Source organism: Candidatus Benthicola sp. (assembly GCF_058719085.1).
Genome location: NZ_JBZQEK010000052.1, coordinates 1 through 8174, shown reverse-complemented (window position 1 = coordinate 8174; position 8174 = coordinate 1). Strand labels below are relative to the sequence as shown.

General features: G+C 67.0%; 7 protein-coding genes. 3 read left to right on the top strand and 4 right to left on the bottom strand.

The window, feature by feature from the left end:
* Window positions 1–480: sulfite exporter TauE/SafE family protein (locus tag AC36XV_RS03815; RefSeq protein ID WP_492202349.1), on the top strand; the 480-nt coding region annotated here is incomplete at its 5' end.
* A gap of 9 nt (window positions 481–489) precedes the next feature.
* Here the strand turns inward: AC36XV_RS03815 and AC36XV_RS03810 are convergent.
* Together AC36XV_RS03810 and AC36XV_RS03805 are read right to left on the bottom strand one after the other, a co-directional pair.
* The gene (locus AC36XV_RS03810; RefSeq protein ID WP_492202348.1) at window positions 490–2526 is read right to left on the bottom strand and encodes a protein kinase domain-containing protein; all 2037 of its coding nucleotides are present in this window, start codon (window positions 2524–2526) and stop codon (window positions 490–492) included.
* A gap of 70 nt (window positions 2527–2596) precedes the next feature.
* Window positions 2597–3361 carry a hypothetical protein gene (locus tag AC36XV_RS03805; protein ID WP_492202347.1) on the bottom strand — a complete coding sequence of 255 codons (765 nt, stop codon included), beginning with the start codon at window positions 3359–3361 and terminating at the stop codon, window positions 2597–2599.
* Window positions 3362–3495: 134 nt separating this feature from the next.
* Here AC36XV_RS03805 and AC36XV_RS03800 point away from each other — a divergent pair, with 134 nt between their 5' ends.
* Window positions 3496–4122, top strand: coding sequence for a GNAT family N-acetyltransferase (locus tag AC36XV_RS03800; RefSeq protein WP_492202346.1), 627 nt, complete (start codon window positions 3496–3498; stop codon window positions 4120–4122).
* Window positions 4123–4126: 4 nt separating this feature from the next.
* Entirely contained in the window at window positions 4127–6058 is a 1932-nt protein-coding gene (locus tag AC36XV_RS03795; protein ID WP_492202345.1) for an ABC-F family ATP-binding cassette domain-containing protein, read from the top strand.
* A gap of 17 nt (window positions 6059–6075) precedes the next feature.
* Here AC36XV_RS03795 and AC36XV_RS03790 read toward each other — a convergent pair whose 3' ends face one another.
* Both AC36XV_RS03790 and AC36XV_RS03785 read right to left on the bottom strand, forming a co-directional pair.
* Window positions 6076–7347, bottom strand: a complete 1272-nt coding sequence (locus AC36XV_RS03790) for an aryl-sulfate sulfotransferase (protein WP_492202344.1) — start codon at window positions 7345–7347, stop codon at window positions 6076–6078.
* A gap of 300 nt (window positions 7348–7647) precedes the next feature.
* Window positions 7648–8174: CocE/NonD family hydrolase (locus AC36XV_RS03785; RefSeq protein WP_492202343.1), on the bottom strand; the 527-nt coding region annotated here is incomplete at its 5' end.

Here is an 8174-nt window from a genome sequence, read left to right as displayed (position 1 = left end):
GTCGTTTCCACCGTCCTGATCATTTACTTCGCCGCCGTGCTGGCCGGCCTGCTGCCCGAGCCGAAGTTCGCTCTGCCCGGCGTCCAGCGGGCCGCCTCCCGCCTCATCTCGCGCCCCGACGCCGGGGCCCGCTACCTGTTCGGCCTCGTGAACGGGCTCCTGCCGTGCGGCCTGGTGTACGCTACCCTGGCCGTGCCGGTGGCATTGGGAGATCCACCCGCCGGCGCCGCGGCGATGCTCCTGTTCGGGCTCGGCACGGTGCCGGCGCTCGCCACCGTGACTTTCGGACTTCGCAAGATCGCCTTCCGGGACCTTCGGGTCCGGCGTGTGCTGGCGGCGGCCGTCCTGCTGGCCGGGCTGTGGTCGATCGGAATGAGACAGGGGGTGCTGGGCTCCGGACACGCGATGCAGCACGGAGCACATGGCGGCGACATGCCGGCGATGGAGAGCGGGTCCGGTAGCGTCGAACCGCCCGACTGATCAGCCCCGTCACAACTGCCAGCAGCGGTGCCCGGTCTCGGAGTAGCTGCACGTGAGACCCATTCGCGCCAGGAGTCGCCCGAATCGACGGTCCTCGCGCAGCGGCTTCCATGCCGGGTCCGAGGGCAGGTAGACCACGAAGCCCTGGCTTTCCATCTGCTCCTCCAGCAGGGCGAAGGCGCGATCCACGTCGCCGAGCCAGGCGTGAATTCGAGCTTCTCCGGCGAGGGGCATCGTCATTCCCTGCAGCTCCGCCGAAGCACGGGTCTCTTCGAGCAGCTCAAGCGCCCGCGTCGCGTCACCCTTACGGGCGAAGAAGTAGGCCCGACTCAGGTTGCCCGGGACGGTGCGGGCGTCGAGAGCCGCGAGCGCCTCGTCGAAGCGTCCGAGTTCCACATAGGCCAGGAACAGGTAGTACTTCATGCGATTCGAGTTGGCTCCCTCGGTGATCGCTCGCTGCGCCTCGGCGATCGCCCCGTCGAAATCGCCGATCATGATCAGGTCGTTGACGAGCGAGTAGCGTGCCTGCCCGAGGGGACTCCGTATGGCCCCGGGCCTCAGCGTGGCCATGGCCGAATCCGGCCGTCCGAGGTCGACCTGGATGTGCGATGCGTCGCACAGCCACACGTCCACGAACGGATCGTCCGGTGCGTACGCCACCGCGCGAACGAACTCCTCGTACGCCTTCTCCCACTCCCAGTCGAAGACCCAGTACTTCAAGCCGAGCGCCCTGCGCACGTTCGCCGACGTGGAGTCGATCTCCATCGCGCGGGCGGCTGCGGCGTTGATCAGCGGGGCCACGCTGTCCCGCGACACATCGTACGAGGCCGCCAGCCAGGTGTACGCGTTGACCTTGCCGGAGTAGGCGTCCGAGCTCTGCGGATCGAGGTCCGTAGCCGAGTCGAAGTGCGCGAGGGCCTCGCGGATCAGGTCTTCGCGTTCGGCGCTTCCCGGCATCAGCCTCTGACTCTCGTCGAGGGCCTGAGCCCCCCTCAGGTAGTGTTGCCGGGCCTCCATCCGGTCGGCATCCGAAGGCGCGGAGTCCGGCAGCGACCGGTCGGTCGATCCGGAGGACACGTAGGCGAGCACCAGCAGGACGGCCGGAATCAGCAGGAGGGCGAGCCCCCAGACGGGAACGGGCACCCGTCGTCTCCGCGTCCGCCTACTCGGAGGCGTCTCCGTAGAATGGCGTGTCTCGATCGCCCCCCCTGTCGCTGCCCCTCGAAGGGCCTCGGCGAAGTCACCTGCCGTGGCCCAGCGGTCTGCCGGAAGACGGGCCAGCGCCCGACCCACGACCCGATCGAGATCGACCGGCACGGTCTCGCGAAGGAGGGAGAGCGAAGTGGGGGTCTCGGACATGCGGCGGGCCTGGATCGATCGCGGGGTCGATCCGGCAAGAGGAACTTCGCCCGAGAGCATCTCGTACAGCACGCAGCCCAGGGAGTATACGTCCGCTCGACCGTCCACCCCATCCTGGCCGGTCACCTGCTCGGGACTCGCGTAGAGCGGAGTCCCGAGTCCGAGTCCGGCAGCCGTGACCCGCGTGTCGCCGGCGACGGACACCGCTCGCGCGATCCCAAAATCGGCGAGAACGGCATGTCCTTCGGAAAGAAGGATGTTCTCCGGCTTCACGTCCCGGTGAATCACTCCCTGGCGATGCGCGTAGTCCAGACCGTCGGCAATCTCGGCCGCGAGCCGTATCGCCTCCTCCAGGGGAAGCGGACCCTCGCGATCGAGTCGCGCCCTCAGTGATTCGCCCTCGATGAAGGGCATCACCTGGAACAGCAGGCCACCGGCCTCGCCGGAGTCGTACAGAGGAAGCACGTGCGGGTGGTTCAGCGAGGCGACCGTCTCGATCTCGCGAAGAAAGCGATCCGCACCGACGGTGGCCGCAAGGTCCGGGTCGAGCACCTTGATCGCGACCTTGCGGTGGTGCCTCAAGTCCTCGGCCAGGAAGACCGAGGCCATTCCTCCCCGACCGATCTCGCGCTGAACGGTATAGCGCTTCGAGATGGCGGCCTGAAGCCTCTGCAGCAGCGGAGACATCGCTGCCTCCCGGTGTCCGGTAGACGGGTGGGGCCGTCAGTGGAATATACGTCTCTCGCCCGCGGCGGTGCTAACCGGCCCCGTCGACTCGATTCTCCGGCTCGCCGCCGGTCGGAGGATCGGCCCCGTCCGATGCAGCCGCGAAGTCCGTTTCGCACAGCTGCTTGAACCGGTTCAGCACGTTGCTGGTCACCCGGTTGTGCACGGCCTCCCAGGTCCTGCGGACGGGATGAATGCCGGCCAGGAATTCCCTGCCGTGCGGGTTGAATCCGACGGCAAAGAACAGCTGGGTCGCCTCGATCTCACCACGCGAGGCGATCGGCGACCGGGCATAGACGGAGAAGATCCCCATCGGATACCCGCCCCGACAGTCCCACAGGAGGTAGCGGGCGTCGTCCGGATCGGAATCCGTCGGAGCCGATCGGACCGTCCGGGCGTGCATCTCGAACAGCGTTCCCACCCGTCCTCCGGTACGCGACATCAGCCAGCGCCCGATCGAACGACCGAGCAGCACGACCCGAACGTGGTCCGGATCTCCGTTCTGCATCTCCAGCGTCGCCACGTGATTCGGCCAGTAGGGAGCATTTCCGCGCCATCGGCCGATCTCCCCGAACACGAAGCGAACCGGGGCCTCGATCCCGATGCGATGGATGTTCACGACCGAGTACTGCGACACGTCGATGCCCACCCGCTGAGCGATCCGGCTCGTGTATTCCTCCCGGAGCGGACGCTCGTCGAACTCGACGAGCGTCGGGATCTCGGGCTCGTGCAGAAAGAAATCCCGGATGTCGGACGCGAAATCCGACGACGGGGATGTCTGCATCGGATCAGTCAAACAGGTTGCCTCCGCTGGAGTGCCCGTAAAGTGATCCGCTCCCGGCAGGGGTGCAATCGTGGGAGGCCTGTGGACACGGTCCCCCTTCGACCGCATCGTGAGGCGCTCTCTGAACTGGACATCCGAGGACGACCGTGGACTCCGGCGCACTCCATACCCTGATCGGCTATCTGGGCTCGGCCCTGATCGTGACCTCGCTGGCCATGCGGTCGATTCTGAAGCTGAGGTGGATCGGCCTGGCCGGAGCGGTGACCTTCGTGGTGTACGGGTACCTGATCGGCGCCTGGCCCGTGGTGTGGACGAACGCGGTGATCGTAGTGATCCACCTGCATTTCCTCCGGGAGGTCCGGGGCTCGAGGGAGTACTTCAAGCTCCTCGAGGTCCGCCCGGACTCCCGGTATCTCGAGTACTTCCTGGACCATTTCGCGGAGGACATCGAGTCGGCCTGGCCCGGGTTCGCGTTCAAACCCGAGGGAGATATCCAGGCCCTGTTCGTCCTTCGTGACCTGGTTCCCGCGGGGCTCCTGATGACCCGGCCGCTGGACCGAGAAGTCCTGGAAATACGGCTGGAGTATGCGATCCCCGGGTACAGGGATTTCAAGATCGGGCGATACCTGTACGAGCGAGGTGGGCTGCGGAAACGGGGCTACCGGCGTGCCGTCGCGAGGCCGACCGGGAAGCGAGCAATCGACTATCTGGCGCGAGTGGGTTTCTCGCGGTCCGAAGCCGACGCGAGCACGTGGACGCGAGAGCTGGCCTGAACCGATGATCTCCGTTTCCGGCCTCTCGAAGTCCTTCGGGATCCAGACCCTGTTCGAGGACGTCACCTTCGAGCTCAACCGCGGTGAACGGTACGGTCTCGTCGGCGCCAACGGCTCCGGCAAGACGACCCTCCTCAACATCATCGGCGGGCTCGAGGAAGCCTCGGCCGGCACCGTCTCCGTGCCCAGGAACCTCCGGCTCGGCATCCTCCGCCAGGATCAGTTCGTCTACGAGGATGAGGTGATTCTGGGCGTCGCGCTACGAGGCAACGCCGAGTTGTGGCAGGCGATGGTCGAGAAGGAGACCCTCCTGGGTCAGCCCGATGACCGGTTCGATCCGGAGAAATTCTCGGAGCTGGAGGAGATCATCCAGCGGCACCACGGGTACGCAGCCGAGGCACGCGCCGCCGAGATTCTCGAGGGGCTCGGGATTTCGGCGGACACGCACTCCCGGCCCATGTCCACGCTCTCCGGAGGGTTCAAGCTGCGAGTCCTGCTGGCGCAGGCGCTCGCCGGCTCTCCCGATGCGCTGCTCCTCGACGAGCCCACCAACCACCTGGACATCCTGTCGATTCGCTGGCTGGAGAAGTTCATTCGCGACTTCGCCGGACCGGTGGCGGTGATCTCCCACGACCACCGGTTCCTGGACAACGTCGCGACGCGGATCCTGGACGTGGACTACCGGACCGTGACGGAGTACACGGGGACGTACAGCGACTTCCTCGCCGCCAAACAGGAAGAGCGGGAGCGCAGGGAACGCGAGATCGAGAACCGCGAGCGCGAGATCGCCCATCACCAGAAGTTCGTGGACCGCTTCCGCGCCAAGGCGAGCAAGGCCCGGCAGGCACAGAGCAAACTGCGCCTGATCGAGAAGAAGGCCGAAGGGCTGGAGGAGTTGCCGACCAGCTCACGCCGATATCCGTACTTCCGGTTCGAGCCGCGGCGGCCCAGCGGTCGCGAGGTCCTGAAGGCGAGCGGCATCCGGAAGAGCTACGGTGACAGGGAGGTGCTCCATGGAGTCGACCTCGAGGTGGCGAGGGGGGATCGCCTGGCCATCATGGGCCCGAACGGGATCGGAAAATCCACCCTGCTCAAGATCCTGGTGAGCGAGATCGACGCCGACGCCGGCACGGTGAAGTGGGGATACGAAACGCATCCCGGGTACTTCGCGCAGGACCACCACGAGCAGTTCGAGAGCCCCGGCCAGACCGCGGAGGACTGGATCACGGGCTTCTGCCCGGGCCAGACTTACGGCTTCGTGCGCGCGGAGCTGGGCCGCGTGCTCCTGTCCGGGGATGACGGAAAGAAGAAGCTCGGGACCCTGTCGGGGGGAGAGGCCGCCCGGCTCGTCTTCTGCAAGCTGGCGATCGAACAGCCCAACGTGCTCGTGCTGGACGAGCCGACGAACCACCTGGACATGGAGTCGATCGAGGCCCTGGTCGGGGCCCTCGAGGCGTTTGAAGGCACGCTGATCCTCGTGTCCCACGATCGCTGGTTCGTCTCCCGCCTCGCCAACCGCATCGTGGAAATCACCCCGGATGGGATCACCGACTATCGGGGCTCCTACGACGAGTACGTGCACGCGTGCGGGGACGACCACCTGGACGTGGACCGGGTGGTCCTCAAGGCACGGTCGGAGAAGAAGGCCAGGAAGTCGGAGGGCGCCTCGCGACGCGACGATCAGGGGGACCGCAAAGCCAGGGCGGCCCGGGCCGAGATCGAGCGAAGGGTGGAAGAGGTGACGGAAGAGATCGAGGAGATCGAGGGAAGGATCGCCGACATCGACCGGACCTTCGCCGACCCCGCGTTCTACGACCGGGCCGGGCCGGAGGAAACCCGCCGGCTGGAGACGGAACGGGCCGACCTCCAGGAGAAGCTCGAGGCCCGGCTGGCGTTGTGGGAGCGCCTCGAGCGGTCACTCTCCGCACCGTCCTGAGCGGAGCGGGCTGCGGTTCAGTTCGTGCGCTCGACCGCGTACAGGGAAGGCATCCAGTGCGCCCGGAAGACGTACGTGTTGTCGATTCCCGTCAGCTCCCACGCGCGTTCTCCCGTCTCCGTCACCTCCACCACTCGGCCCGCCCGTCCGAAAGAGACCAGGGCGCCGCCCGAGGGCAGCACATCCGTGCCGCCGCCGACGGGCGTGTAGACGGAAGGGCCGTCCACGTACTCCAAGATCAGCGTGGCCGTCATCGCTTGCTCATCGATCCGGTACCGAACGAGCCGGCTCGGGGCCACGTCGCCGTTGTCGAGGAGCTGGATCACCCCCGGGCCGACGACCCGCAGGCCGTGCTGGCGCTCGAAGCTCCCCTTCGGATCGTCGATGAAGGTGAACTGGTTCGCCTGACCCCCTCCGAACCGCCAGATGACCTCACCGGTCTCGGCGTCGATCTTCGTCACCTCGTCCAGCTCGCGCCACGACATCAGCAGGCTCCCGTCGGTGTCGAACGCGATCGCGTTTCCATGCGTCACGTTGATCGCCGAAGCGCCCGGAATGATCTCGGGATCGATATCGCTGAGTTCGAAGTGATCCGCCGAGTTCCACTCCCAGACGAGCTCGCCGGCCGGGCTGATGCTCTGTACCACCGTCCAGTCCAGTTCGACCTCAGCGAGACCCCCGAGCGCCGTGAGGTCGGCGACCCGCCGATCGTGGCACATCACCCAGGATCGCCCGCTCGCCTCGATCCGGACTTCGTGAAAGCGGGTCTCGTCCCGCCCCACGCAGCGAAGGCGAGAGCTCTCCCGTCCCAGCTCGTCGAGCACCCGGAACTCCTGGACCTGCGTGTCCCTTCCGAGCAGGGTGTAAGAGCCGTCGGGGTGAACCTGGAAGCTGTTCAGAACCGGATCGGGAGCCGACAGATACCATACGACGCGCCCCTCGTGATCGAGGATCACGGGGCCTTCCGGCAGAGACAGGGCCACGAAGCCGCCGTCGGGTCCGCTGCCGGCCGGCACGGCCGCCGGAATCCACTCGGGAAGCGACCCGGTCGAGAAGGAGAGCGTGTCGACGGCGTGCGCGACTCCGCCCGTCAGGAGGCGGATCTCCAACCGGTAGTCGCTGTCGGCCCGCAGCCCGAGGACGGCTGACGAGGCTTCGCCACCCGAGTCGAACGGCACGGGAGGCGTGTCCTGTTCGGCCGCTTCACCGTCCCGCCAGGTGCGCACCACCATGGAATCGGCTCCGGTGGCGCTCACGTTCACGACCGCGCTCAGCACGTTCGCGCTCACTGCGGACACGGCGCCCGACAGGTAACGCGGCTCCGTCGGATCGGGGTCCGGATCCGGGCCCGGGCCTCCGTTTCCCGGCCCGGTCGGGTCATCGCCCCCACACCCCGCCAACCACACTACGAGCACGGGCCACCACCCGCGAACGAGCCTGCGTGTTCTGTTCAGATTCCTTCAGCCGGTCTCGGGTTCACGACACCGCGGGCATATCCCGCGACATCGGGGGCGACAAGCTACCACCGACACCGCCACGGCGCATCGTGCTCCACCCTCGCCTCCCTCCCCTCGCCCTCCCCGGCGTCGTCAGTCCCTCAGCACCCCGACCCGGACGGCCGAAGGCCGGTCGGCATCGTGGTAGATCCGCTGCGTCGCCTTCTGGAAATCCTCCTCACCCGCCTCGTAGATGTTCACGAAGGTCTGGGGGTTCCGGTCGACGAGCGGAAACCAGGAGTTCTGGACCTGGATCATGATCCGGTGGCCCGGCTCGAAGGTGTGCAGCACCGCCGGAATCTCGAACCGGACGCGGGTCACCTCCCCGGGTGCGAACGGTTCGGGCTCGGACAGGCTGTTGCGGTACCGGCCGCGCAGCACCTCCCCCCGGACCAGCATCTGGTAGCCGGCCATCGGGACGTCCTTGTCGTTCTCGGGATAGTCGCGGAGATCGTCGGGAAACACGTCGATGAGCTTGACCACGTAATCCGCATCGGTACCGGTCGTACTCACCCACAGATCCGCTGCGATCGGACCGGCGAGCGTCACGGCCTCCTCCAGGATCTCGGACTCGTAGACCATCACGTCCGGCCGGCGGGCCGCGAAGCGCTGATCGTCCG

What these genes read in the sequence shown, in the direction of transcription:
- AC36XV_RS03810 (WP_492202348.1), bottom strand. Translation starts at nt 2,526, where the DNA reads ATGTCTCCGCTGCTGCAGAGGCTTCAGGCCGCCATCTCGAAGCGCTAT.
- AC36XV_RS03795 (WP_492202345.1), top strand. Translation starts at nt 4,127, where the DNA reads ATGATCTCCGTTTCCGGCCTCTCGAAGTCCTTCGGGATCCAGACCCTG.